Source organism: Belnapia sp. AC561 (assembly GCF_979252845.1).
Map to the genome: position 1 here is coordinate 127,587 of NZ_CEEDBP010000009.1, position 23,645 is coordinate 151,231.

Annotated in this window: 26 protein-coding genes; 10 read left to right on the forward strand and 16 right to left on the reverse strand. The window is 71.1% G+C overall.

Going from position 1 to position 23,645, the window contains the following annotated elements; genetic code table 11:
- Positions 1–12 precede the first annotated feature (12 nt).
- Positions 13–897 (forward strand): acetylglutamate kinase, encoded by an 885-nt coding sequence (gene argB / locus AC0IW9_RS10215; protein WP_471648127.1) that lies wholly within the window; start codon positions 13–15, stop codon positions 895–897.
- Here the strand turns inward: argB and AC0IW9_RS10220 are convergent.
- The 4 genes from AC0IW9_RS10220 to AC0IW9_RS10235 are packed head-to-tail and all read right to left on the reverse strand — an operon-like array spanning position 894 to position 6,275.
- Positions 894–1,976 (reverse strand): TRAP transporter substrate-binding protein, encoded by a 1,083-nt coding sequence (locus AC0IW9_RS10220; RefSeq protein ID WP_471648128.1) that lies wholly within the window; start codon positions 1,974–1,976, stop codon positions 894–896. The genes argB and AC0IW9_RS10220 overlap by 4 nt on opposite strands.
- 47 nt (positions 1,977–2,023) lie before the next feature.
- A complete protein-coding gene (locus AC0IW9_RS10225) occupies positions 2,024–3,118 on the reverse strand; it encodes a 2Fe-2S iron-sulfur cluster-binding protein (RefSeq protein WP_471648129.1) in 1,095 nt (364 codons plus the stop codon).
- On the reverse strand, positions 3,115–3,933 hold the full coding sequence (locus AC0IW9_RS10230; protein ID WP_471648130.1) for an FAD binding domain-containing protein: 819 nt from the start codon (positions 3,931–3,933) through the stop codon (positions 3,115–3,117). The genes AC0IW9_RS10225 and AC0IW9_RS10230 overlap by 4 nt, the downstream gene beginning before the upstream one ends.
- Positions 3,930–6,275, reverse strand: coding sequence for a xanthine dehydrogenase family protein molybdopterin-binding subunit (locus tag AC0IW9_RS10235; RefSeq protein WP_471648131.1), 2,346 nt, complete (start codon positions 6,273–6,275; stop codon positions 3,930–3,932). The genes AC0IW9_RS10230 and AC0IW9_RS10235 overlap by 4 nt, the downstream gene beginning before the upstream one ends.
- Before the next feature lie 114 nt (positions 6,276–6,389).
- On the opposite strand from AC0IW9_RS10235, the gene AC0IW9_RS10240 reads away from it, so the two are divergent.
- A complete protein-coding gene (locus tag AC0IW9_RS10240; RefSeq protein WP_471648132.1) occupies positions 6,390–6,944 on the forward strand; it encodes a MarR family winged helix-turn-helix transcriptional regulator in 555 nt (184 codons plus the stop codon).
- Here the strand turns inward: AC0IW9_RS10240 and AC0IW9_RS10245 are convergent.
- Positions 6,941–7,429 carry an aromatic-ring-hydroxylating dioxygenase subunit beta gene (locus AC0IW9_RS10245; protein WP_471648133.1) on the reverse strand — a complete coding sequence of 163 codons (489 nt, stop codon included), beginning with the start codon at positions 7,427–7,429 and terminating at the stop codon, positions 6,941–6,943. The genes AC0IW9_RS10240 and AC0IW9_RS10245 overlap by 4 nt on opposite strands.
- Entirely contained in the window at positions 7,429–8,691 is a 1,263-nt protein-coding gene (locus tag AC0IW9_RS10250; RefSeq protein WP_471648134.1) for an SRPBCC family protein, read from the reverse strand. The genes AC0IW9_RS10245 and AC0IW9_RS10250 overlap by 1 nt, the downstream gene beginning before the upstream one ends.
- A gap of 122 nt (positions 8,692–8,813) precedes the next feature.
- Here AC0IW9_RS10250 and AC0IW9_RS10255 point away from each other — a divergent pair, with 122 nt between their 5' ends.
- Positions 8,814–9,185 carry a putative quinol monooxygenase gene (locus AC0IW9_RS10255; RefSeq protein ID WP_471648135.1) on the forward strand — a complete coding sequence of 124 codons (372 nt, stop codon included), beginning with the start codon at positions 8,814–8,816 and terminating at the stop codon, positions 9,183–9,185.
- Positions 9,186–9,188: 3 nt separating this feature from the next.
- On the opposite strand, the gene AC0IW9_RS10260 is transcribed toward AC0IW9_RS10255, so the two are convergent.
- The 6 genes from AC0IW9_RS10260 to AC0IW9_RS10285 form a co-directional block, all read right to left on the reverse strand.
- On the reverse strand, positions 9,189–10,145 hold the full coding sequence (locus AC0IW9_RS10260; RefSeq protein WP_471648136.1) for a D-2-hydroxyacid dehydrogenase: 957 nt from the start codon (positions 10,143–10,145) through the stop codon (positions 9,189–9,191).
- Positions 10,146–10,156: 11 nt separating this feature from the next.
- Positions 10,157–10,960, reverse strand: coding sequence for a class II aldolase/adducin family protein (locus AC0IW9_RS10265; RefSeq protein ID WP_471648137.1), 804 nt, complete (start codon positions 10,958–10,960; stop codon positions 10,157–10,159).
- 72 nt (positions 10,961–11,032) lie between these two features.
- On the reverse strand, positions 11,033–11,713 hold the full coding sequence (locus tag AC0IW9_RS10270) for a DUF4198 domain-containing protein (RefSeq protein ID WP_471648138.1): 681 nt from the start codon (positions 11,711–11,713) through the stop codon (positions 11,033–11,035).
- 17 nt (positions 11,714–11,730) lie between these two features.
- Positions 11,731–12,060 (reverse strand): DUF3325 domain-containing protein, encoded by a 330-nt coding sequence (locus tag AC0IW9_RS10275; protein ID WP_471648139.1) that lies wholly within the window; start codon positions 12,058–12,060, stop codon positions 11,731–11,733.
- Entirely contained in the window at positions 12,057–13,622 is a 1,566-nt protein-coding gene (locus AC0IW9_RS10280; protein WP_471648140.1) for a PepSY-associated TM helix domain-containing protein, read from the reverse strand. The genes AC0IW9_RS10275 and AC0IW9_RS10280 overlap by 4 nt, the downstream gene beginning before the upstream one ends.
- A gap of 13 nt (positions 13,623–13,635) precedes the next feature.
- Positions 13,636–13,968, reverse strand: a complete 333-nt coding sequence (locus tag AC0IW9_RS10285; RefSeq protein ID WP_471648141.1) for a DUF3649 domain-containing protein — start codon at positions 13,966–13,968, stop codon at positions 13,636–13,638.
- Positions 13,969–14,225: 257 nt separating this feature from the next.
- Between AC0IW9_RS10285 and AC0IW9_RS10290 the strand changes: the two genes are divergently transcribed.
- Both AC0IW9_RS10290 and AC0IW9_RS10295 read left to right on the forward strand, forming a co-directional pair.
- Positions 14,226–16,376, forward strand: coding sequence for a TonB-dependent siderophore receptor (locus tag AC0IW9_RS10290; protein ID WP_471648142.1), 2,151 nt, complete (start codon positions 14,226–14,228; stop codon positions 16,374–16,376).
- Between the two features lie 47 nt (positions 16,377–16,423).
- Positions 16,424–17,227: a VOC family protein gene (locus tag AC0IW9_RS10295; protein WP_471648143.1), complete on the forward strand. Its 804-nt coding sequence runs from the start codon at positions 16,424–16,426 to the stop codon at positions 17,225–17,227.
- Between the two features lies 1 nt (position 17,228).
- Here AC0IW9_RS10295 and AC0IW9_RS10300 read toward each other — a convergent pair whose 3' ends face one another.
- The 3 genes from AC0IW9_RS10300 to AC0IW9_RS10310 form a co-directional block, all read right to left on the reverse strand.
- Positions 17,229–18,311: a DNA methyltransferase gene (locus AC0IW9_RS10300; protein ID WP_471648144.1), complete on the reverse strand. Its 1,083-nt coding sequence runs from the start codon at positions 18,309–18,311 to the stop codon at positions 17,229–17,231.
- A gap of 130 nt (positions 18,312–18,441) precedes the next feature.
- The gene (locus tag AC0IW9_RS10305; RefSeq protein WP_471648145.1) at positions 18,442–19,065 is read right to left on the reverse strand and encodes a ribonuclease HII; all 624 of its coding nucleotides are present in this window, start codon (positions 19,063–19,065) and stop codon (positions 18,442–18,444) included.
- Positions 19,065–19,469 carry a cupin domain-containing protein gene (locus AC0IW9_RS10310; protein WP_471648146.1) on the reverse strand — a complete coding sequence of 135 codons (405 nt, stop codon included), beginning with the start codon at positions 19,467–19,469 and terminating at the stop codon, positions 19,065–19,067. Before AC0IW9_RS10310 ends, AC0IW9_RS10305 begins: the two co-directional genes overlap by 1 nt.
- Positions 19,470–19,575: 106 nt before the next feature.
- Between AC0IW9_RS10310 and AC0IW9_RS10315 the strand changes: the two genes are divergently transcribed.
- Positions 19,576–19,986: a cupin domain-containing protein gene (locus AC0IW9_RS10315; protein ID WP_471648147.1), complete on the forward strand. Its 411-nt coding sequence runs from the start codon at positions 19,576–19,578 to the stop codon at positions 19,984–19,986.
- 3 nt (positions 19,987–19,989) lie between these two features.
- On the opposite strand, the gene AC0IW9_RS10320 is transcribed toward AC0IW9_RS10315, so the two are convergent.
- Entirely contained in the window at positions 19,990–21,108 is a 1,119-nt protein-coding gene (locus AC0IW9_RS10320) for a PA0069 family radical SAM protein (protein ID WP_471648148.1), read from the reverse strand.
- Between the two features lie 109 nt (positions 21,109–21,217).
- Here AC0IW9_RS10320 and AC0IW9_RS10325 point away from each other — a divergent pair, with 109 nt between their 5' ends.
- Genes AC0IW9_RS10325 through AC0IW9_RS10340 form a run of 4 tightly spaced genes read left to right on the forward strand, consistent with a single transcriptional unit; the run spans position 21,218 to position 23,641 of the window.
- The gene (locus AC0IW9_RS10325; protein WP_471648149.1) at positions 21,218–21,856 is read left to right on the forward strand and encodes a TIGR04283 family arsenosugar biosynthesis glycosyltransferase; all 639 of its coding nucleotides are present in this window, start codon (positions 21,218–21,220) and stop codon (positions 21,854–21,856) included.
- Complete coding sequence (locus AC0IW9_RS10330; protein WP_471648150.1) at positions 21,853–22,425, forward strand: TIGR04282 family arsenosugar biosynthesis glycosyltransferase; 573 nt, start codon at positions 21,853–21,855, stop codon at positions 22,423–22,425. The genes AC0IW9_RS10325 and AC0IW9_RS10330 overlap by 4 nt, the downstream gene beginning before the upstream one ends.
- Positions 22,422–22,946 (forward strand): HPP family protein, encoded by a 525-nt coding sequence (locus AC0IW9_RS10335; protein WP_471648151.1) that lies wholly within the window; start codon positions 22,422–22,424, stop codon positions 22,944–22,946. The genes AC0IW9_RS10330 and AC0IW9_RS10335 overlap by 4 nt, the downstream gene beginning before the upstream one ends.
- The gene (locus tag AC0IW9_RS10340) at positions 22,943–23,641 is read left to right on the forward strand and encodes a DJ-1/PfpI family protein (protein ID WP_471648152.1); all 699 of its coding nucleotides are present in this window, start codon (positions 22,943–22,945) and stop codon (positions 23,639–23,641) included. The genes AC0IW9_RS10335 and AC0IW9_RS10340 overlap by 4 nt, the downstream gene beginning before the upstream one ends.
- Positions 23,642–23,645: the final 4 nt, after the last annotated feature.

Here is a 23,645-nt window from a genome sequence, read left to right on the forward strand (position 1 = left end):
GGAGCCGGCCCGATGACCGATGATGCCTTCGACGCCATGAAGACCCTGGCCGGCGCGCTGCCCTTCCTGAAGCGCTACGACGACCAGATCATCGTGGTGAAATACGGCGGCCACGCCATGGGCGAGGAGGAGACCGCGCTCCGTTTCGGCCGCGACATCGCGCTGCTGGAACAGGTCGGCGTCAGCCCGGTGGTGGTGCATGGCGGCGGCCCGCAGATCAACGCCATGCTCAAGCGGCTGAACGTGCAGTCGACCTTCGTCCAGGGCCTGCGCGTCACCGACGCCGCCATGCTGGACGTGGTCGAGATGGTCCTCGCCGGCCCGGTCAACAAGCAGGTCGCCCAGGCCATCACCCGCGCCGGCGCCCTGGCGGTCGGCATCTCCGGCAAGGACGGCGGGCTCATCAAGGCGCGCAAGGTCACCCGCAGCGTGCGCGACCCGGATTCGAAGATCGAGCAGGTGCTCGACCTCGGCTTCGTCGGCGAGCCGGCCGAGGTCGATACCAAGGTGCTCCGCCTGCTGATCGGCGCCGATATCATCCCCGTCGTTGCCCCGGTCGGCGTCGGCGCGGATGGCCAGACCTACAACATCAACGCCGATACCGTGGCCGGCGCCATCGCCGGCGCGCTCGGCGCCGAACGCCTGCTGATGCTGACCGACGTCGCCGGCGTGAAGGGCCCCGACGGCGTCCTGATCCCCGAGATGACGGTCGCCGAGGTGATGGCCGGGATCGAGGCCGGCTGGATTTCCGCCGGCATGATCCCCAAGGTCGAGACCTGCATCTATGCCATCGAGCGGGGCGTGAAGGGTGCGGTCATCCTCGATGGCCGCGTCCCCCACGCCGTGCTGCGCGAGCTCTTCACCGATGGCGGCGCCGGTACCCTCATCAAGCCCTAGCGGCCTGGGATGGCATTGCCGTAGCGGAAGGCGTCGAGGGTGAATTCGCCGACGCGGAACCAGTTGTTGGAGCTGTCGAGGAAGGGCTTCCACTGCGCATACAGCGTACGGAAGTCCTCGTTCTGCGCCGCCACCTCGTCGAAGGTCTCGAAGCTCGCCTTGTAGGCGGCCTCCATCACCGCCCGCGGGAAGGTCCGCAACTGGGTGCCCTGCGCCACCATCCGCCGCAGCGCATCCGGGTTGCGGGCGTCGTAGCGCGCCATCATCAGCGAGTTCTGCTCGGCGGCCGCGACCTCGAACATCTCCTTGAAGGCCGGCGGCAGCGCTTCCCAGGCGGCGACATTGACGATGCCGGTGATGCTGCCGCTGCCCTCCCACCAGCCCGGCGTATAGTAGTAGCGGGCCACCTTGTAGAAGCCGAGCTTCTCGTCATCCGCCGGCCCGACCCATTCCGCCGCGTCGATCGTGCCGCGCTCCAGCGCGGCATAGATGTCGCTGGCCGCCAGCTGCTGCGGCACCGCGCCGAGCTTGGCCAGGATCCGTCCGCCGAAGCCGCCGATCCGCATCTTCAGGCCATTGAGATCCTCGACCGTGCGGATCTCCTTGCGGTAGAAGCCGCCCATCTGCACGCCGACATTGCCCACCACGTGGTTCACCACGTCGAACTTGCGGTACAGCGCGCGCAGCAATTCGCGGCCGCCGCCCTCGTTCAGCCAGGTCGTCTGCTGGCGCGAGTTCAGCCCGAAAGGCAGCCCGCCGTCGAAGCCCAGCGCCGGGCTTTTCCCGATGAAATTCGTCGACAGGATATGGCCGCACTCGACCGAGCCGCCCTGCACCGCATCGAAGGTCTGCAAGGCCGGCACCAGCTCCCCGCCCGGGAAGGGACGGATCTCGAAGCGGCCCTCGCTGATCTGCCCGATCCGCCGGCACAGCGCCTCGGCCGAGCCGTACAAGGTATCGAGGCTGCGCGGCCAGGCCGTCGCCATGCGCCAGCGCACCACCGGCTGGGTCTGCGCAATGGCCGGCGTGGCCAGCGCCACGCCAACGGGTATGCCCTGCAAAAGCGTCCTGCGGTCCATGCTGCCCCTCCGTCGATGCCGAAACGCAATGCAACACCCGTGCCGCGTCAGCGGCCGAAGAGGCGCCCCTTCACCAGGCCCCAGAGCAGCGCCCAGAGCCCCAGCGGCCGCGCCACCGGCGCCGCCCGCCCGGCGACCATCGCATCCAGGTTGGCGGCGAAGTCCCGCGCCAGCCGGCGCACGATGTCCTGCACCAGCCCGGCGCGGTTGAACTGCGCCAGCGCCCCGCTCAGCTGCCAGCGCAGCTGCACAAGGATGTCGCTGCCGCCACCCTCGGCCGGTACCACCTGCCAGTGCACCTCGCCGCGGGCGCTGCTGCCGGTGCCGCCGTCGCGCCCCTGGCCACTCAGCACGCCGCTGCGCATCGCCTGGTCCAGCCGCACCTGGCCAACGCCTGCGAAGCCTGCCTTCACCGGGCCGAGGGAGACGACCACGCGCCCCGTCACCCGCTCGCCCTCCAGCGTCTCCAGCACCGCGCCGGGCAGGCAGGCGGCGACCTGCCGCAGATCGGCCAAGGCGGCCCAGGCGGCCTCCGGAGAGGCCTCCAGATGGATGCGCTCTTCGAGCCCTGGCCCCTCCATCGCGCGCGCCGCCGGCGCCAGCGGCAACACCTCCGCCGCCGCGACCGGGGCCTCCCGCACGCCCGGCTGCACGACCTCCCGCGCCGCCTGCGGGGCACGCCCCGCCGCCACGGCGGAGACCGCGGCGACGATGCCGACATAGCCGGTGCAGCGGCAGAGATTGCCCGAAAGCTCCTCCCGCAGCCGCGCCTCATCCACCTCGCCCAGCCGCAGCACGATATCCCGTGCGCTGACCAGCATCCCCGGGGTGCAGAAGCCGCATTGCAGCGCGTGATGCGCGGTGAAGGCCTGGCGCAGCGCCGCCATGGTGGCATCGCCGTCGAAGCCCTCGATGGTCGTCACCACCGCCGCCTCGCAATCCACCGCATAGGCGATGCAGGACCGCTGCGGGATGCCATCGATCAGTACGGTGCAGGCGCCGCAGACGCCCTGCTCGCAGCCCAGATGGGTGCCGGTGAGGTTGAGTCGTTCCCGCAGCGCATCCGCCAGATGCATCCGCGGTTCCACCCGCAGCGAGACCGGCGTGCCGTTCACCGTCATCGGGACATCGCGCGGCATCATGCCGCCACCTGCTGCAGGGCACGCCGCACCACCGTCACCCGCAGCGCCTGGTCCTGCGGCGCCAGATGCGGCAGCCGCCGCGCCACCTCCTCGGCCAGGCCCTCGCAGGCCGCTGCCGCGCCACGGTCCCGCAGGCAGGCGGCGGCATCCGCCAGCAGCACCGGCGGCCCCTCCACCGCCCCCGCCAGCACCCGCGCGAAGCCGGTGCGGGGATCGAGCACCGCCACGCCGATCGCCTTGGCGAATTCCCCGGTCTTGCGGCAGAGCTTGTGATAGCCCCAGCGCGCTTCGGACCCGAGCCGCGGCACCTCCACCGCCACCAGCAATTCCTGCGGCCCCAGCGCCGTGGCGAAGGCGCCGCGGATGAAGCCCTCGGCCGCGATGCGCCGCCGACCGCGCGGCCCCTCCGCCACGACCGCGCCGCCCAGCGCCACGATGGTCGAAACCCAATCCGCCGCCGGATCGGCATGCGCCAGGCTGCCGCCCAGCGTGCCGCGGTTGCGCACCGCCCGATAGGCGATCCCATGCGCCACCTGCCGCAGCAGCCCGCGGGTCGGGTCCTCGACCGTGCCATCCTCGATCTCGGCATGGGTCCAGCCGGCGCCGAGGCTGACCACCGCGTCATCGGCGGCGACCTCGCGCAGCCCCGCCGCCCGCTTCACGTCCACCAGACGGCCCGGCCGCGCCAGCCGCAGGTTCAGCATCGGCCCGAGCGATTGCCCGCCCGCCAGCACCCGCGCATCGCCGGCGGCCAGCATCGCCACCGCCTCCGCGATGCTGCGCGCCTGCACGTAGTCGAAGGCTGCCGCCTTCACGCCGCGCGCGCCTTGGCCAGCGCCGCGAGGATCCGCTCCGGCGAGGCCGGGATATCGTTCAGCCGCGCGCCGAGCCCGGCCAGCGCATCGTTGATCGCATTGACGATGGCCCCCGCCGGCGCGATGGCGCCACCCTCGCCGACGCCCTTGATGCCATGCGCGGTATGCGGCGACAGCGTCTCGCTGTGGTGGATGCGGAACTTCGGCAGCTCGCTCGGCCCCGGCAGCAGGTAGTCCACCAGGGTCGAGGCCAGGGGCTGCCCCGCCGCGTCGTAGGGGCTTTCCTCGAACAGCGCGGTGCCGATGCCCTGCGCCGCGCCGCCATAGGTCTGGCCCTCGACGATCATCGGATTGACCATGCGGCCGCAATCCTCAGCGATGCAGTAGTCGAGGATCTCGACCAGCCCCGTCTCCGCATCCACCGCCACCTTGGCCGCGTGGCTGGCGAAGGAGAAGACGCCGTTGTCGGTCGCGGGCTTGTAGGCCTCCGTCGCCTCCAGTCCGCCGCTGTCCACGCCATCCGGCAATTGGTCCGGGCGGATGTACCAGGCGCGGCCCACATCCTCGAAGCCGATGCTGGCGCCGCCGGCATGGATGCGGCCCTCGGCGAAGCGTACATCGGCCGGGTCGGCCTGCATCAGATGCGCCGCGATCGCCTTGATGCGCCCGGCCACGACATCCGCCGCGCGCGAGACCGCACCCCCCGCCATGACGATCCCGCGGGAGGCATAGGCGCCGGTCGAGAAGGGCGTCGTCGCGGTATCGCCCAGGGTCACGCGGATATCGCCGAAGGGCACGCCGGTCATCTCATGCGCGACCTGCGCGAGCGTGGTCTCCAGCCCCTGGCCGATGGTATGGATGCCGGCCTTCACCTCCAGCGCACCATCCGGCGTCAGCTTCACATGCGCCTGGTCGTAGCCCGGCACCAATGGCAGCCCCCAGGCGGCAAACACCTTGGTCCCATGCGCGGATTGCTCGGTATAGGTGGCGAAACCGATGCCGAGATACCGCCCGCGCGCATCCCGAGCCGGCCCGGCGCGAAACGCATCCAGCCCGATCATCTCGCGCACCTCGGCCAGAGAGGCCGGGTAGTCGCCGCTGTCGTAATGCTTGTTGGTGACGTTCACGTAGGGCATCGCCGCGCCGGGCACGAGGTTCTCCGCCCGCACATCCGCCGCCTCCCGCCCCACCGCCCGGGCGATGGCATCGATCGTCAGCTCGATGGCGAAGCACACCCCCGGCCGCGCCACGCCGCGATAGGGCGCGAAGGGCGGCTTGTTGGTCGCCACCGAGAAGACCTTGCAGCGATAGGCCCGGAAGTCGTAGGGCCCCGGTAGGTTGCCGCCGGCCTGTGCCGCCTCCAGCACCGCGGTGAAGGGCCAGACCGAATAGGCCCCGGTATCGACCGAGATCTCCGCATCCAGCCCCAGCAGCCGCCCGCGCGGATCGGCATAGGCGGTGATCTTGTAATGGTGCTGCCGCGCATTGGCGCCGGCGGTCAGATGCTCCCGCCGGTCCTCGATCCAGCGGAAGGCGGCCTTCCGCGTCAGCGCCAGCCAGGCGACGGCGATCTCCTCTGGCTGCAGCAGGCATTTGTAGCCGAAGCCGCCGCCCACGTCTGGCGGTGCGACGCGCACCATCGCTTGCGGGATGCCGAGAAACTCGGCCAGCCCGGCGCGGATCAGATGCGGCACCTGGGTCGAGCTATGCACCACGAGCTGCGCCGCCCGGTGGTCCCACCAGGCGACGACGCCCTTGCCTTCCATCGGATGCATCGCCTGCCGGGCGCAGGAGAGATCCAGCTGCACCTTCACCGGCGCGCTCGCCGCGACCGGCGCCAGCCCGGTATCGAAGCTGGTCTGCAGGAACAGGTTGTCGCCCCAGTGCTCGTGCAGCAGCGCCGCGCCCGCGGCCCGGCCCGCGGTGCAACTCGTGATGGCTGGCAGCTCGTCGAAATCGACCTCGACCCGCTCGGCCAGATCCTCCGCCTCAGCCCGTGACGGTGCGACGCACATGGCGATGATCTCGCCGACGTAGCGCACCCGGTCGGCCGCCATCGCCGGCCATTCGGAAAGCTTGTAGCCGGGGATGGCGGAGCGCGTGACCATCGGCTTCACGCCCGCCAGATCGGCCAGGAAGAAGACCTGCTCCGCCGCATCCTGCGGCTTCCGCCGCGCCAGGATGCGGGCATGTGCGACCGGGCTGCGCAGGAAGGCGACATCCTGCATGCCGGCGATGCGGATATCCCCGACGAACTGCCCATGCCCGGCCAGGTGCCGCGCATCCTCCTTGCGATGGACCCGGGCGCCGATGCCGGCACCGGGAGGCACTGTTCCGTCCATGGCACCGCCCCTGGAGAATAGGAGGTATGCTGAGCAACCGCTGCCGCTTCGTCAACCACGCTTTGCGCCCGGCGGGTCGCTTCGCTAGTCTCGGCCCATGCAGCGAATTCTCCCATGAGCCGGCGCACCCGACCCAGCGCCGAGGCCGCCCAGGCCACCGTCGCCGAATCCGTCGCCGACCCGGAACTCCGCCAGCTGATCGAGCGCCTGCCGCTCTGGCGCCGCCCCGGCTACCTCGTGCGCCGGCTGCACCAGATCCATGGCGCCCTGTTCCTCGAGGAATGCAGCGCCTTCGAGATCACCCCGGTGCAATACGCCGTGCTGACCACCCTCTCGCTGAACCCGGATATCGACCAGGTCTCGCTGGCGCAGGAGGTCGGGCTGGACCGCACCAATGTCGCCGACGTGCTCGGCCGCCTGGCCCAGCGCGGCCTGGTGCAGCGCCAGCGCAGCGAGGTCGATCGCCGCGCCATCCTCACCCGCATCACGCCGGAGGGCGAGCGCATCACCCGCGCCATGCTCTCCGCCATGAAGCGTGCGCAGGAGCGGCTGCTGGAGCCGCTCGGGACGGCGGAGCGGGAGCTGTTCCTGTCGATGCTGCTGCGGCTGGTGGATGCCAACAACGGCAGCGGCCGCGCCATGCTCGGCCCGTCGGAGCGCGCCGCCTAGACCGGGATGCAGAGCGCCGTCGGAATGAGCAGGTTGTCGTAGACGCAGCGGCGCTCGCGCAGCTTCAGCGCGCCATCCTCGCGGGCGAAAATGTCGCGGTACTCGCCCACCTGCAGCACCCGTGCCTCGGGCCGGTCGGTCAGCACCTCGAAGACCACGAAATTCGCCCGCGCCTGCACCGTGCCATCCGGCTGCGGCGCCACGGTCAGGTTGCTGATCATGTGCCGCAGGCTGCGCGGCCCGAACATCGATGTTTTCAGCAGGGCGAAGGCGCGGTCCTCGATCATCGGCCGCCCCTCGCAGTAGATCAGCCCGACTGGGTGGCCGCGCTCGAAATTCTCCCGGCTGATGACGACGTAGAAGGCATCCGCGGTGAAGCACTGCGTCCAGCCGGTCAGGTCCTGCCGGTCCAGCAGCGCAGCGTATTCCGCGTTGAAGGCGTCGATCTCGGCGCGCAGCAGCAGCGCTTCCAGCCGCGGGTCCATCACAGCCCCATCACCTCACGCCAGTGCCGGTACATCCCGCGGATCGCCGATTCCGAGATCAGCGTCTCCGAGGTGCCGAAGGGCGTCGCCGGATCGAGCGCGACGTAATGCTCGCCGCCCGGCACCCGCAGCATGCCGTCCTGGACGAATTTGATCGCCTCGTTGTCCTCGAGTCCGAGGAAGCCGGCGGGACCCATGAGATTGCCCTGGCGCAGCCGGTGCCGCGTCATCTCCTTGGTATCGCCCTCGAAGCCGAACATGGTCCATTTCATGATGAACTCGTTCGGCCCGGTGGGTACCAGCTGCCGGATGCCGAGCGTGTTCATCTCCCGCTGCACGATCAAGTTCGGCCAGATCGTCGCCATGGTGACCGACCAGGGGCTGTCGAACTCGTCGACGAAATCCATGATCCGCGGGTCGGCCAGCCGCATGCCTTCCTTGTAGGCCCGCATCTCCGCCTTGCTTTCGGCCGAGACCTTGCTGGCATCCGACTTGGCGCTGCACATCACGCCATGACGGCCGCTCTCGTCCGAGAGCATCAGCGACTTGTTGCCGGCGACCAGCAGCCCGAAGGTCACCAGGAAGGTATGCAGCAGGGTCGCGTGATAGGGGTCCTTCAGGTTCTCGTGGTAGAGCTTCCAGTTGCCCGGCAGGCTGTGGCGGTAATGCCCGAGGATGACCAGCTTGCGGCCATCGAAGGTCGCCTCGAATTCCCGCAGCACCTCCGGCCCCAGGTAATCCTGCAGGCTTTCCATGTCCGCCGCGTAGCTGGCGAAGATCACGCCCCGATGCGTCGTCACCGCCAGCGCCCGCGGGTTGTGGTCGGCCGGGTCGAAGTCCTTCGGCATCCCGCCCTTGCCCGCCACGCCCCGCCGGAAGGGCACACCCTGCAGCCTGCCCTTCAGGTCATAGGTCCATTGGTGATAGGGACAGACGAATTCCTTCACGTTGCCGGTCAGCTCGCGGCAGAACTCGGCGGCGCGATGGACGCAGCGGTTCTCGAAGACCGCAATGCCGCCATCCTTGGCGCGGGAGACCACCACCGGCGTCGGCCCGACATTGCTGCGGATGAAATCCCCCGCGTTCGGAATCTCCGCCTCCAGCCCGACGTAGTTCCAGGTGCGGCCGTGGAAGATCCGCTCCACCTCGCGCGCATAGACCGAGGCATCCGTATAGACCCAGTCGGGGATGCGCTGGCTGTCCTCGCCCGGCCAGACCAGTTCGGTCTGGCGGCCACGCGACAGATCGGGGGAGATATCCATGGGTCAAACCTCCGGCGAATGCTCAGTATGCCCCCTTTTTTATCGGATGCAACACCATCCCGGTTGCCACCGGCCCCGACGGCGGCCTAGCCTTGCCGCGCACCAGTTTCGATGAGGTTGGCATGGCACAGGAACCGCTGGCGACCCGCGGCAACGTCCTCCACATCTATGATTTCCGGGTGGTCCCGGGGCAGGAGGCGGAGTTCATCCGCCTCTTCGAGGAATTCGACTACGGCGACGACAACCCGATGCACAAGTCCTCCGCCCAGGTGAAGGACGGCGTGCTCTGCCGCGACGCGGAGGACCCGCAACGCTTCTTCCTCATCGCCGAATGGGCCAGCATCGAGAAGCATGCCGCGATCCTGCCCGTGCTGAAGGCGATGAAGCCCGCCTTCATCCAGCACATCGAGGGCGGCGCCGCGGCCTTCAAGCCGCGCTACGTCGACGTCGTCTCCTCGACGCCGGAGGAAATCCTCAACCGCGCCGCGGGCTGAGCCTCAATACCCCGCCGCGCGATCTACCACCTCGCGCAGCGGCCGCCCATCCAGGAAGCGGCCGAGGTTCTCGGCCAGCAGCTTCGCCACCACCTCGTCCCGCCGCGGATGCATGCCCCCGATATGCGGCAGCACCAGGATCCCCTCCGTCGTCCAGAAGGGATCCTCCGGCGGCAGCGGTTCCTGCCGGAACACGTCCAGCACCGCGCCGGCGATGCGCCTGTCCTTCACCGCGGCGATCAGGTCGGCATCGACGATCAGCGCACCGCGGCCGAAGTTGAGCAGCCAGGCGCCGGGCTTCATCCGGGCCAGCTTCGCTGCATCGATGGAATTCTCCGTCTCCGGCGTCGCCGGCAGCAGCAGCAGCACGTAGTCCGATTGCGCCAGCACCTCGTCCGTCCGCTCCGGCGGCAGCACCTCGGCGAGGCCGGGCAGCGGCGCCGGGTTGCGTCGGGTGCCGATCACCCGCATCCGCAGCGCCGTCGCCAGCCGCGCCACCTCCTGCCCGATGGCGCCGAGGCCGAGGATGCCGAGCGTCGCGCCATTCAGCGGCGTCGCCACCCGCCGGGTCCAGCGGCCTGCCTTCTGTGCTTCGGCGATGGCGGCATAGGGCTTGGTGATATGGAACAGCGCGCCGAGGATGTTCTCCGGCATGGACTCGCCATGGGTGCCGCGGGCGCAGGTCAGCATCAGCCCCGGCGGCAGGTCCGGCAGCGCCAGCCAGCCCTCCACCCCCGCCGTCAGCGCCTGCGCCCAGCGCAGCTTCGGCATCCGCGGCAGCAGCCCCGGCGGCACCCCCCAGCCCAGCATCGCCTCGGTCTCCGCCAGCTGTTCGGCGGTGGGCGAGGCGGCCCGCCCCAGGGTCTCGGTTGTCACCTGCCCGGCGAGGCCGGCGGCCTCGATCGCCGCCACATAGGGCGCGGCATTGTCGGTCCAGAGCAGCAGGCGGGGCGGGGACATGCGGTGTTCCTTCAGGACCAATAGGGCGGGAAGCCGGAGGCACCCTGCTCCGCCTCCAGCAGCCGCAGCATCGCGTGCCATTCCAGCACGCCATAGGGCCGCCGCGTGCCGGGCTGATAGAGATGCGCAGTCCGTTCCAGGATCTCGGGCGAGGGCATGGTCAGCTCGGTCCGCGCCGCCATGGCATCCACCTGGGCGCGGCAGGCCATCTCGAGCTGGTACAGCGTGTTGAAGGCCTGCGGCAGGGTCGCGCCGCAGGTCAGCAGCCCGTGGTTGCGCATGATCATCGCGTCATGCGCGCCGAGGTCGGCGACGATCCGCTCCCGCTCCGCCAGATCCACCGCCGGGCCTTCGTAGTCGTGGTAGCCGAGGTGCCCGACGAAGCGCATCGTCGTCTGGGTCAGCGGCAGCAGCCCGCATGCCATCGAGGCGACGGCCATGCCCGCCCGGGTATGGGTATGGATCACCGCCGCCACATCCGGCCGCGCCGTGTGGATGGCGCCATGGATGACGTAGCCGGACTTGTTGATGCCGTACTCGGTATCCGGCTTCCAGAGGATATTGCCCTCGACATCGATCCTGGCGAGCGAGGTCGCGGTGATCTCCTTGTAGAGCAGGCCGTAGAGGTTGATCAGCAGGTGGTCGGTGCCGGGGATCCGCAGGGTGATGTGGTTGTAGATCAGGTCGGTCATGCCGTAGCGGTCGACCAGCCGGTAGCAGGCGGCGAGGTCGAGCCGCGCCTGCCATTCCTCCGGGCTCACCTGCTCCCGGATGCTCGGCCAGCCGGTGCTGTAGCGGGATGCGATATTGCCCATCTTGCCTGGTCCTCCTGGCGCCCTTCCGGGCAGCATGAGGCATCGGCGCGCATCCCGCCAGCCGGCCGGACCTCAGTCCGCCGCGGTCCAGCCTATGCCCTGGGTTGCAACGAAGGACAGGGTCGAGACCGTCCGCGTCTTGGCATAGGCCGCCTCGCCGCTGCCGCCGGCGCGGTCCTCGACATGGATCGCCTCGGCGACGTAGCGGCCGGCCCAGGGGGTGGGGAAGCTCACCTTGCCCTCGGCATCCGTCCGCAGCCGGCGTTCCCAGCGCGGCGGCGCCACCAGGGTCACCTCGGTCCGCGGCAGCGGCTGGCCGCGCAGCATCAGCACGAAGTCATTGCCCCCCGCCACCACCGGCACCAGCTCCAGGTCGAGCACGGCGCGCGTCTCGGTCCGGCCCTCCCGCGCCAGCATCACCGGCCGGGTCCGCTGCTCCGCCGTGCGGCCGAAGGGGGCCAGGCTATCCTCCACCAGCCGCACGTCGCCCGTGCCGGCCGGCACGGTGGCGGCGATGTGGTCCGCCTGCCGCTGGATCGGCAGCGGCTGCGCCGGGTCGCCGGTGAAGATCCGCGGGCCGCTGATGCGGTCGAGCAGCGCGCCGGTCTTCTCGCGCTGGTTCTCCACCGGCTCGCCGAAATAGGCCCGGGCGCTGGTGCCGTCGCGTTCCAGCCAGACCTGATGGGCGCCGGCCCCGGTCATCGAGGCGCCGAGCAGGCCTGCCGCCAGCAGCAGGTTGCGTGTCATGGTCATGGCAATCTCCTTGTTGATCAGGGTCCGAAAAGCCCGGCGAGCAGGCCGAGCACGAGGCCCGCCATCGCCGTCGGCACCACCAGCCGCGGCGCATAGGCCAGCAGCAGGGCCAGTGGCAGCAGCGCCGCGCTGAGCAGGCCGCACCAGAGCACGCTGCCCATGCCCCAGCCGCGCCAGGCGATGCAGGGCAGGGGGGAGGCTGCGACCAGCAGCCACCCCGCCACCTGCAGCGCCCGCCGCTGCCCCGGCGCCAGGCGATGCCGGAGCACCTGCTGCCGGTGCCGTTCCATGGCGAGGCAGAGTGCGGCGAAGCCCGCATAGGGCAGCGCCAGGCCGAGCCCGATCATTCCGCCGCCCCCGCCGCCAAGGCGCTCGCCTGGCCACGCGTCTTCGGCGCCGCCGCCCGCCGCCGCGCCACCCGCCAGGCGATGCCGCCCAGCGCCAGGCCGATCGCCAGCAGGCCGAGGTCGAAGCCGGCGAAGAGCCAGTCGCCCTGCACCAGGCTGATGCCGAGATGCCGCTGCGTCGTCGCCAGGTTCACCACCGGCAGCAGCGCAAACAGCAGGCCGCCGAGCGCGAATTGCTCGACCCAGGCCTGCCGGCCACGCCGCAGCAGCGGATGCACCAGGCAGCAGCCCCAGGCGATGAAGAAGACATGGATCTCCCACTCCGCCCGGCCCGCCAGTCCGGCGGGAAGCAGCCGGTTGGCCCAGAAGAAGCTGGCCATCGCCACCGGCAGTCCGGCGATGGCGGCGACGTTCAGATGCTCGACCAGCCGGACGCCGAAGCCGATCCTGCCGCGCCGCTCCGCCTGCTGCCGCGCCTTCACCGCCCAGAGGATGCAGCCCGTCGCCACCATCACCGTCCCGGCCAGGCCCGAGAGCAGCAACAGCGCGCGCAGCAACCCGCCGGCGAAGCGGCCGACATGCAGCCCATAGAGCACGCCGCGCGTCGCCGCCGCCGGTGCCGCCGCATCGCCGGCGCTGGCCAGCAGGGCGCCGGTCGTGCCGCTGAACAGCAGGGTCTGCGGCGTGGCGGAAAGGGTCTCGGAATCGTCGCGCGTCAGCTGGATGGTCGCATTGGCATCGCCCGGGCGCTGCACGGTGATGCGGCCGACGCTGCCGCCCTGCCAATGCCGCTCCGCCTCCCGCAGCAGCGGGCCGATGGCGACCAGCGGCGCCGGCTGGCCGGCCGCGCGGGGCGGCGGGGCGGTGCCGAAGACCTCCGCCGTGAAGGCGGCCCGGTCGCCGCGATAGGCGGTGGCGACGCCCCAGGGCATCGTCATCAGCATCAGCGTGACCAGGCCGCTATAGGTGATCACCAGGTGGTAGGGCAGCGCCGCCACCGCCACCAGCGCATGGCCATCGAGCCAGGATCGCTGCCCCTTGCCCGGCCGGAAGGTGAAGAAATCCGCAAAGATGCGCCGGTGGGTGACGATGCCGCTGATGATGGCGACCAGCATGACCAGGGCGCAGAAGCTGACGATCCAGCGCGCCAGCGGCACGTTCATGTAGTGCAGCTGGAAATGGAAGCGGTAGAAGAACTCGCCGCCGAAGGTGTCGCGCGCCGCCACCGGCCGGCCGGTGGCCGGGTCGAACCAGGCCTGGCGGAAGCCGCGCGGCGCGCCGCGATCCTGCCAGAAGACCTGGGCGGTGGACTGCCGTGCATCGGGCAGCAGGATCAGCCAGTTCGAGGCGCCGGCGGCGGTCTCCGACAGATGCCCGACGATGGTCTGCGCGGCATCGGGCCCGGCCGGCGCGGCGTGCAATTCCGGCCGCATCCAGGTGCTGGTCTCGGGCCGCAGATAGGCGGCCGTGCCGGTCAGGAAGACGGCGAAGAGCAACCAGCCGACCAGCAGGCCGGACCAGGTGTGCAGCCAGGCCATGCACTGGCGGAAGCCTTCCTTCATGCCGGCCGCTCCGTCATGAGAATCCTCCGCTGAGGAACAGGCCGCCGGCCAGCACCGCCGCCGGCACCGCGAGGCCGAGCCAGGCGCGCCCGGCGCCCGCCGCGGCGAAGACCCAGATGACCGCCCCGGCATGCACCGCGAAGCCCAGCAGCATGCCCGTCAGCACCGCTTCCGCGCGCGGCGGCCCCAGCCACTGCGCGCAGCCGAGGGCGACCAGGGCCGCGAGCAGATAGCCGCCGAGGATGGCGGCGATGCAGCGCGACAGGATCCCGAGCCAGCGTGGCGGGGCGGTCAGGCGGCGGATCAGGGCCGGGCGGAGGGGTGCGACGGTAGGGGGGGCGGGCATGGGCAAGGCGGGTGATCCGTCCTCAGGTCGGGGCGGGTTACCGAAGCTTGAGAAAATTTGCAAATAGGAATCATTCGCAAAAAAATCCGGGCGCGATGGGCAGCCGCTAACTATCGGGAATCAGGACATTCGCCGTCGGGCCCGGCGTTTGCTCCCGCGTCGCAGCTATCTTGATGATAATGAGAATCAATTGCAGAAACTGGCGGAGCCAGACTGGATGACGTTTTCTTCAGCTTCAAGGAGCCGGGTCGCCCGCCATGCCAGATCATCATCTCTCCCTACGGGCGCCGAGCCTGCTCGCGGCGGCATTGCTGGCCTGCCAGGGCCCGGCCCTGGCGCAGGATGCCGTCGTCCAGCTCCCGACCCTCACCATCGACACCCCCGGCGAATCCGCGCGCGGCCCGGTGCCCGGCTATGTCGCCCATCGCAGCGCCACCGGCACCAAGACCGATACGCCCCTGCTGGAAACGCCGCAGTCGATCTCGGTCATCACCCGCGACCAGCTCGAGACCCAGAACGTCCGCACCGTGAACGAGGCGCTGCGCTACAGCCCCGGCGCCTTCGCCGGTTCCTTCGACAGCCGCGGCGAGTATTTCAGCGTCCGCGGCTTCACCGCCGACATCTACCTCGACGGCCTGCGCATCCCGGCGCCCGTCCCGGCCTATAGCTTCCGGATCGAGCCATCGGGCATGGAGCGGATCGAGCTGCTGCGGGGCAGCAATTCCGGGCTCTACGGCCAGGCCAATCTCGGCGGCATCGTCAATGCCGTCAGCAAGGTCCCGCAGGCGGACCAGGTCAACCAGGTCGCGCTCCAGGGCGGCAGCTTCAACCGCATCCAGGGCAGCTTCGATGTGGGCGGCCGGCTGAACCCGGATGGCTCGCTGCTCTGGCGGCTGAACGGCCTGGTGCGGGATGCCGATAGCTTCGTCGACGGCGGCCGCGACAACCGGATCTACCTGGCGCCGTCGCTGACCTGGCGGCCCGGCGCCGACACCACGCTGACCGTGCTGGCGAGCTACCTGCGCGACGATTCCGGCGTGACCGGCCAGTGGCTGCCGCCCCAGGGCACCGTCCTGGCCAATCCGAACGGCAGGATCCGGGTCGGCCGCGCCACCGGCGAGCCCGCCTGGGACCACTACCGGAAAAGCCAGTACAGCATCGGCACCCTGCTGGAGCACCGGCTGAACCAGGCCTGGACGCTGCGGCAGAATACCCGCGCCGCCTATCTCGAGGTCGACTACAACTCGATCTATGCCACCGGCTTCTCCCCGACGACGCAGCAGCGCCAGGTCGCCCGGGTCGCCAGCCTGGCGCGGCCGACCTACCACTCCTTCGCCGTCGACAACCAGGCCGAAGCCCGCTTCGTCACCGGCCCGCTGCAGCATACCGCGCTCTTCGGCCTCGATGCCCGGTTGCTGCATGCCAATACGCGCACCTACGTCGCCGCGGCCTCACGGCTCGATGTCTATGCCCCGGTCTATGGGCAGGACCTGCCGACGCTGCCGCGCGGCGCCACCTCCGTCACCGCGACCAACCAGATGCAGCAGCAGCTCGGCCTCTATGCCCAGGACCAGATCCGGCTGGACAACTGGATCCTGACGCTGAACGGCCGGCAGGACTGGGCCGATACCGGCACCACCAATACCGTCACCCGCACCAATTCCACCCAGCGCGATACCGCCTTCACCGGCCGGGCGGCGCTGCTCCATGCCTTCGAGTCCGGCATCTCGCCCTATGTCGCCTATTCGACCTCCTTCCTCCCCGCCATCGGCACCTATGCGCCGGCCCGGGGCGGCGGCGCCTTCCAGCCGACGACGGGCGAGCAGGTGGAACTCGGGGTGAAGTACCAGCCGCCCGGCTCGAACAGCCTGGTCGGCGCGGCGATCTACGACCTGACCCAGCAGAACGTCTCCACCACGGACCCGGTCAATGCCTCCTACAGCATCCAGACCGGCGAGGTGCGGGTGCGCGGCGCGGAGCTGGAAGCGAAGGCCAATCTGTTCCCCGGCTTCAACCTCCTCGCCGCCTTCACCGCGCAGGATGCCGAGGTGACGAAGAGCACCACCAACAACATCGGCCGCCGCCCGGCCGCGGTGCCCAGCCACATGGCCTCGCTCTGGGGCGACTACAGCTACGCCGTCACCGAGGACCTGACCCTCGGCTTCGGCGCCGGCATCCGCTACATCGGCAATACGCTCGGCAACAACGCACCCTCGGCGGGTAACCCGATCTACCACGTCCCCAGCGCCACCATCGTCGATGCCGTGGCCCGGGCGGATTGGAAGCAGTGGCGGCTGGCGGTCAATGCCAACAACCTCGGCAACGACCGCATCGTCCAGACCTGCCAGGGCACCTGTTCCTATGCCCCCGGCCGCACGGTCTATGCGACGCTCGCCTACCGCTGGTAGGCGCCACCGCGGCCGGGCATCCTGCCGCCCATTCGGGAGGGAATGGGATGACATCGCAGGACGCCGGCACGATCCTCGGCCTCGACCACCTCACCCTGGCGGTCGGGGACCTCGCCGCCGCGACATCCGCCTACGAGACCATCTTCGCCCAATCCGCTGCCCGGTCCGGTACCGAGGCCGGCACGGCCGAGTGCCTGGACTGGGCCGCCTTCGCCCTGGACAATACCACCCTGGTCCTGGTCGCCGCGCCTGATGCCTCGGAGGGCCTGGCCCGGCACCTCGCCCCCGGTCCCGGTCTCGGCGCGCTGGGCTTCGCCGTGGCCGAGCCCGAAAGGGCCGCCCGCCTGCTGGAACGCCGCGGCCTGCCCGCCGCGGGCCCGCCGCTGCCCTGGCTCGGCCGCAGCGCCACCCTCTACGCGCCCGAGGCCGCCCGCGGCCTGCATCTGCTGACCATCGCCGCCGCGCCGCCCGCCGCCTCGGCGACCAGGCTCGACCATGCCGTCATCCGCAGCGCCGACCCGGAGCGCACCACCGCCCTGATTGCCGGCCGCCTCGGGCTCGATCTGCGGCTCGACCGCAGCAACCCCGCCTGGGGCAGCCGGCTGCTGTTCTTCCGCTGCGGCGACCTGGTGCTCGAGGTCTCGCACGACCTCGCCGCCGGCCTCGGCACGGCGCCCGACAGCCTCTGGGGCCTCACCTGGGGGGTGGATGATGTCGCCGCCAGCCATGCCCGGCTGGAGGCCGCGGGCCTCGCCGTTTCGCCGCTGCGGGTCGGCCGCAAGCCCGGCACCCGGATCTTCACCCTGCGCGATGCCGCCGCCGGCGTGCCGACGGCCTTCATCGGCGCCTAGTTCAGGCGCGCTGGCCCAGCATCTCCGCCCGGAACTCGTCCAGCAGCCGCAGCCGTCCGCCCGGCAGGTCCACGTGCCAGAAGGCCCAGCCGTTGCAGCTCGGCGCATCCTGCACCGCCGCGCCCACCTGATGGATCGATCCCTGCGCGCTGCCGCAGCGGATCGACCCATCCGCCGTCACCGTCGCCGAGAAGCGCCGCGCCCGGTCCACCAGCAGGGAGCCGGCCGGCACCAGCCCCCGCTCGACCAGGGTGCCGAAGGGGATGCGCGGCTGTTCCCGCTTGCCGGCCATGGTCAGCGCGGCGGTCTCCGACAGCGGCGTGATCGCCGCGATGCGGGCGGCGGCCGCCTCGGCATAGCCGGTATCCCGCTCGATCCCGATGAAATGCCGCCCCAGCCGCCGCGCCACCGCGCCGGTGGTGCCGGTGCCGAGGAAGGGATCGAGGATGATCTCCCCCGGATTGGTGCAGGCGAGGATGACCCGGTGCAGCAGCGCCTCCGGCTTCTGGGTCGGATGGATCTTCGCCCCGGCCTCGTCGCGCAGCCGTTCCGGCCCGGTGCAGAGCGGGATGAACCAGTCGCTCCGCATCTGCTGGTCGTCGTTCAGCGACTTCATGGCGGCGTAGTTGAAGCGGTAGCGGCTTTCCTCGCCGCGCGCCGCCCAGATCAGCGTCTCATGCGCATTGGTGAAGCGCCTGCCGCGGAAATTCGGCATCGGGTTGGTCTTGCGCCAGATGACGTCGTTCAGCACCCAGTAGTCCAGGTCCTGCAGCGCGGCGCCGAGCCGGAAGACGTTGTGGTAGCTGCCGATCACCCAGATGGTGCCGTCCTTGCGCAGGATGCGGCGCGCCTCGGTCAGCCAGGCGCGGGTGAAGGCGTCGTAGGTCGCCAGGTCGGCGAAGCGGTCCCAGGCATCGTCCACGCCATCCACCAGCGTGTCGTTCGGCCGCCGCAGGTCGCCCCTGAGCTGGAGGTTGTAGGGCGGGTCGGCAAAGATCGCATGGACCGAGGCCGGCGGCAGGCGCTGCATCTCCGCGATGCAATCCCCGACCAGGATCTGGTCCAGGGGCAGCTCGAGTCCCATTCCCAACGCACTGCCCCCCCGAATCACGCCCAGCCATCACGCCGAGCCGTCACGCCCAATCGGCCGACGCGAATCGGCGAATGCCCAACATCGCTGGCTCGAGTCGCGGGGTCAACTCAGTCGCGGGGGGTCAACCGAAGCGAAGCACCGCCTGGTCCACCGGCGAGAATCCGCGCCGGTGATGCGGGCAGGGCCCATGCGCCACCAGCGCCTCCCGATGCCGCAGGGTCGGGTAGCCGGCGTGGCGGGCGAAGCCATAGTTTGGCCAGCGCGGGTCCAGCCGGGCCATGGCCCGGTCCCGCACCACCTTGGCCAGGATCGAGGCGGCGGCGATCGAGAAGCTCAGCGCATCGCCGCCGATGACGCAGCGGACCGGGCAGGGCAGGGGGGGCGGCTGGTTGCCGTCCACCAGCGCCAGCCCGGGCAGGATGGCCAGCCGCGCCACCGCCCGCGCCATGGCGAGGTGGCTGGCGCGCAGGATGTTCAGCCGGCCGATCTCGGCGGTGGAGGCGGCGGCGATGGCGAATTCCGCCTCCCCCCGCGCCGCGGCGTCGTACAAGGCGGCGAAGGCCGCCTCCCGCGCCGCCGCATTCAGCTTCTTGCTGTCGTCGAGCAGGGCGGCGAGCCCGGCCGGCATGCCGCGCGGGAAGACCACCGCGGCGGCCAGCACCGGACCGGCCAGCGGCCCGCGCCCGGCCTCGTCCACGCCCGCGACCCGGCCGCCGGCCGCCGATTCCAGGGCGAAATCCGGCATCAGGCGGGCGAGGCCAGCGGCTTGTCCTTCTCGACGATATAGGTGATCGCCAGCTTCGAGGTCGCCGGGCCGTTCTTGCCGGAATGCGGCACGCCCGGGGGCACCTGGAAGCCCTCCCCGGCGGCATAGCGCCTGGCCGGCTGGCCCTGCACCTCCAGCTCAATCTCCCCCTCCGTCACCACCGAGGATTCGACGCCCGGATGTGTATGCCGGCCGATCAGCGCATTGGGTGCCAATTCCAGCGACATCAGGATCGAATGCTTGCCCTCGCCGGGATAGTCGATGGTGCCCAGGGTCTTGCGGGTGATCCCGGCCGGTGGCGCCGGCTGCGCCTCCACTGCGGAGGCCATGAGGCCGAGGGCGCTGCAGAGCCCGCAGGCCGCGAAGATCCGCCGAGACAGCATAGTACTTTCCCCTCCCCGATAGGCCCGCGAGCGTAGCGAGATGCGGTGCTTGGCGAAAGCATCGCCCTGGGCCTAGGCTCCGGTCATTGCGTGAGGGAGACGCGCCATGCCCGATGGATCCCCGAAACCGATGCGCCGGCGCCTGCTGGCCCCCGAGGCCTCGCCGCCCTCGACCTTCCTCGACCCCGCCAGCATGCCCTGGGAGACCTCGGCCTTCCCCGGCATCCAGTCGAAGACGCTCTACAACGACGCCTCCGGCATGTGCACCCTGCTGTTCAAGCTGGAGCCCGGCGCCGTGGTGCCGCTGCACGAGCATACCGCGGTCGAGCAGACCTACGTGCTGGAAGGCAGCTTCATCGACGACGAGGGCGAATGCCTGCCCGGCCAGTTCGTCTGGCGGCCCGGCGGCAATACCCATGTCGCCTGGGCCGGGCCACAGGGCGCGGTGATCCTCAGCATGTTCATGAAGCCGAACCACTTCGAGGCCGGGCACAAGTTCTTCACCCAGAAGGACTGAGGGCTACAGCAGCGCCAGCTGCCGCGCCGGGCCATGCGCTGTGGGCGGCGGTGCGAACTGGCTGCAGTCCAGCGCCTGGGAGACCACCCGGGCGCCGCCCAGCCCCAGCTTGCCCACCGCGAGCCGGAAGCGCGCCGCCAGCATGTCGGCATAGGCCCCGGTGCCGCTCTGCCGCGTGCCGAAGCGGCTGTCGTACATCGCCCCGCCCCGCGTCTCCCGCACCAGCGCCAGGATGCGTGCGGCGCGATCGGGGAAATGCGTCATCGCCCAGTCCTCGAACAGCTGCCGGATCTCGAGCGGCAGGCGCAGCAGCACATAGCCCGCCCGGGTGGCGCCGGCCGCGGCGCAGGCGGCCAGGATCCGCTCCAGCTCGGCATCGTTCAGCCCCGGGATCATCGGCGCCGCCAGCACCCCGGCCGGGATGCCGGCCGCGGCGAGCGCCCGGATCGCCTCGATCCGCCGCGCCGGCGTCGCGGCGCGGGGCTCCATCCGCCGCGCCAGCCCGGCATCCAGCGTGGTGACGGAGAGGCAGACATGCACCAGGTTGCGCTTCGCCATCCGCCCGAGGATGTCGAGATCCCGCAGCACGCCGGCCGACTTGGTGACGATGGTGACGGGATGGCCGAAGCGCTCCAGCACCTCCAGCACCTGCCGGGTCAGCATCAGGGTCCGCTCGACCGGCTGGTAGGGGTCGGTATTGGCGCCCAGCGCCACCGGCTTCGGCACGTAGCCGGGCTTGCGCAGCTCCTTCTCCAGCAGCGCCGGCAGGTCCGGCTTGAACAGCAGCTTGGTCTCGAAATCGAGCCCCGGGGAATAGCCGACATAGGCGTGGCTCGGCCGGGCATAGCAGTAGACGCAGCCATGCTCGCAGCCGCGATAGGGATTGATGGAGCGGTCGAAGCCGATGTCCGGGCTGTCGTTCCAGGCCATGGCGCTGCGGGAGGTCTCGCGCAGCAGGGTGGTCGGCAGCGGCGGCAGCTCGGCCAGCTCCGCGAGGCTGCCCCAGCCGTCGTCGAAGGCCTCCCGCGCCGTCGATTCGAAGCGCACGCCGGGATTGGAGACGGCGCCCCGGCCCTTGCGGAGGCCCGGCAAAAGGGCCGAAACAGCAGATCCGTCGGGCATGCGACCGTTCCTTCTCTGTTCCTGCGCACCGTGCCAAGTGGGACCTCGTCTGTCAAGAACATGATGTGAACGCTTGGTTAAGGCTGCCTTGGAACAAAACCTGACTATCGTGATCCCGACACTGAACTCCGCCGGCACCATCGCCGCCGCCCTGGCCGCCTGCGCGCCCTGGCCGGTGGTGGTCGCGGATGGCGGCAGCGCCGATGCGACCCGGGCCCTGGCGGCAGCCGCCGGCGCCCGGGTGCTGCAGGCCCCGCGCGGCCGCGGCAGCCAGCTCGCTGCCGGCGCCGCGGCGGCAGAGGCGCCCTGGCTGCTGTTCCTGCATGCCGATACCCGGCTGGCGTCCGGCTGGACGGAGGCGGTCCGCGCCGCCATGGCCAGGCCGGACCTGGCCCGATATGCCCGCTTCACCCTGGACGACCCCGCCCCCCAGGCCCGCCGGCTGGAACGGCTGGTGGCCTGGCGCTGCCGCGTCCTGGCGCTGCCCTATGGCGACCAGGGCCTGCTGATCTCCCGCACATTATACGATGCGGTGGGCGGCTTCCGGCCGCTGCCGCTGATGGAGGATGTGGACCTGGTGCGGCGGCTCGGGCGACGGCGGCTGGCGGCCCTGCCGGTCGATGCGGTGACCTCGGCGGAGCGCTGGCGGCGGGACGGCTGGTGGCGCCGCTCCGCCCGCAACCTCGGCTGCCTGAGCCTCTATTTCCTCGGCCTGCCGCCCTCCCTGATCCGCCGGCTCTACGGATGAAAGGTGACCGGCTGATCCTGTTTGCCCGCGCACCCCGCCTCGGCACCGTGAAGCGCCGCCTGGCCCGGGGCATCGGCCAGCTCGGCGCGCTGCGCTTCCACCAGGGCCAGCTCCGCCGCCTGCTGCGGGAGCTGGGCCGGGACCGCCGCTGGCAGATGGAGCTGGTGGTGACGCCGGACCGCGCCCGCTGGCCGCTTCCGGTGCCCTGGCGGCCCCGCATCCGGCCGCAGGGCGGCGGCGACCTCGGCCAGCGCATGGGCCGGGCGCTCGGCCGCCATCGCCGGGCGGTGCTCATCGGCAGCGACATCCCCGCCCTCGGCCGCGCCGACGTGGCCGCCGCCTTTCGCGCCCTGGGCCGTGCCGATGCCGTCTTCGGCCCCTCGGCGGATGGCGGCTACTGGCTCGTCGGCCTCGGCCCGCGCCGGCCCGACCGGCCCTTCGCCGGCATCCGCTGGTCCAGCCCGCAGGCGCTATCCGACACGCTGGCGAATTTCCCGCGCCACCGGGTGGCGCTGCTGCGCCGCCTGCGCGACGTGGATACCGCCGAGGACCTGCGGAGAAACGCATGAGAACCCCACCCGCCCGGCTGCTGGTCGGCTTCGCCGGCACCAGCCTGGCCCTGCTCGGCGCTGCCGTGGTGCTCCGCTGGACCAATCACCCCTGGCTGCTGCCCTCGCTCGGCGGCTCCTGCGTCATCCTGCTCGGCATGCCGCGCGGGCTGATGGCGCAGCCGCGCAGCTTCTTCGGCGGCCATGTCCTGGCCAGCATCGTCGGCCTGGCCTTCCGCGCCGGCCACCTCGCATTCGGCGGGCCGGTGGAGCTCTGGGCGGCGGCGTCGGTGGGCGCGGCGCTGGCGGCGATGGCGGCGACGCGGACCATCCATTCCCCGGCCGGGGCCAATCCCATCGTGGTCTTCGCCGAGGCCGCCGACTGGCGCTTCCTGGTGGCGCCGCTGCTGCCGGGGCTCGCCGTGCTGTTCGTCATCGCCTGGATCGGCAACAACCTGCCGCGCCCCTGGGGCGCAGGCCCCTGGCCACGCTTCGCCGCCCGGCCGGCCCGTGCCACCATCCGCGCCGGAGGACCGCCATGACCCAGCCCGAGACCCTGACCATCGGATTCCTGCTGTTTCCCCGCCTCACCCAGCTCGACTTCACCGGGCCCTTCGAGGTGATATCCCGCCTGCCGGGCGCCCAGGTGAAGCTGCTCTGGAAGGAAGCCGGACCGGTCCGCGCCGATACCGGCCTCACCATGATGGCCGATACCACCCTGGCCGCGGCCCCCCAGCTCGACATCCTCTGCATCCCCGGCGGCCCCGGCGTCGCCGCGCTGATGGAGGATGAGGAGGTGCTCGATTTCCTCCGCGCCCAGGCGCCGGGGGCGCGCTACGTCACCTCGGTCTGCACCGGGGCGCTGGTGCTGGGCGCCGCCGGGCTGCTGCGCGGCATCCGCGCCACCACCCATTGGGCCAGCCACGACTTCCTCGCCGACCTCGGCGCCGTGCCGGTGCAGGGGCGGGTGGTACGGGATGGCAAGGTCATCACCGGCGGCGGCGTGACCGCGGGGATCGACTTCGCCCTGACCATCGCCGCCGAGGTCGCCGGCCCGGCCGTCGCCCAGTCCATCCAGCTGCAGATCGAATACGCGCCGCAGCCGCCCTTCGATGCCGGCCGGCCCGAGACCGCCCCGGCCGAGGTCCTGGCCGCCGCCGAGGCGCGCGGCGCCGGGATGCGGGCGGAACGGGTGGCGCTGGTCGCCCGCGTCGCCGCACGCATGGCTGCTGCCTGACCGG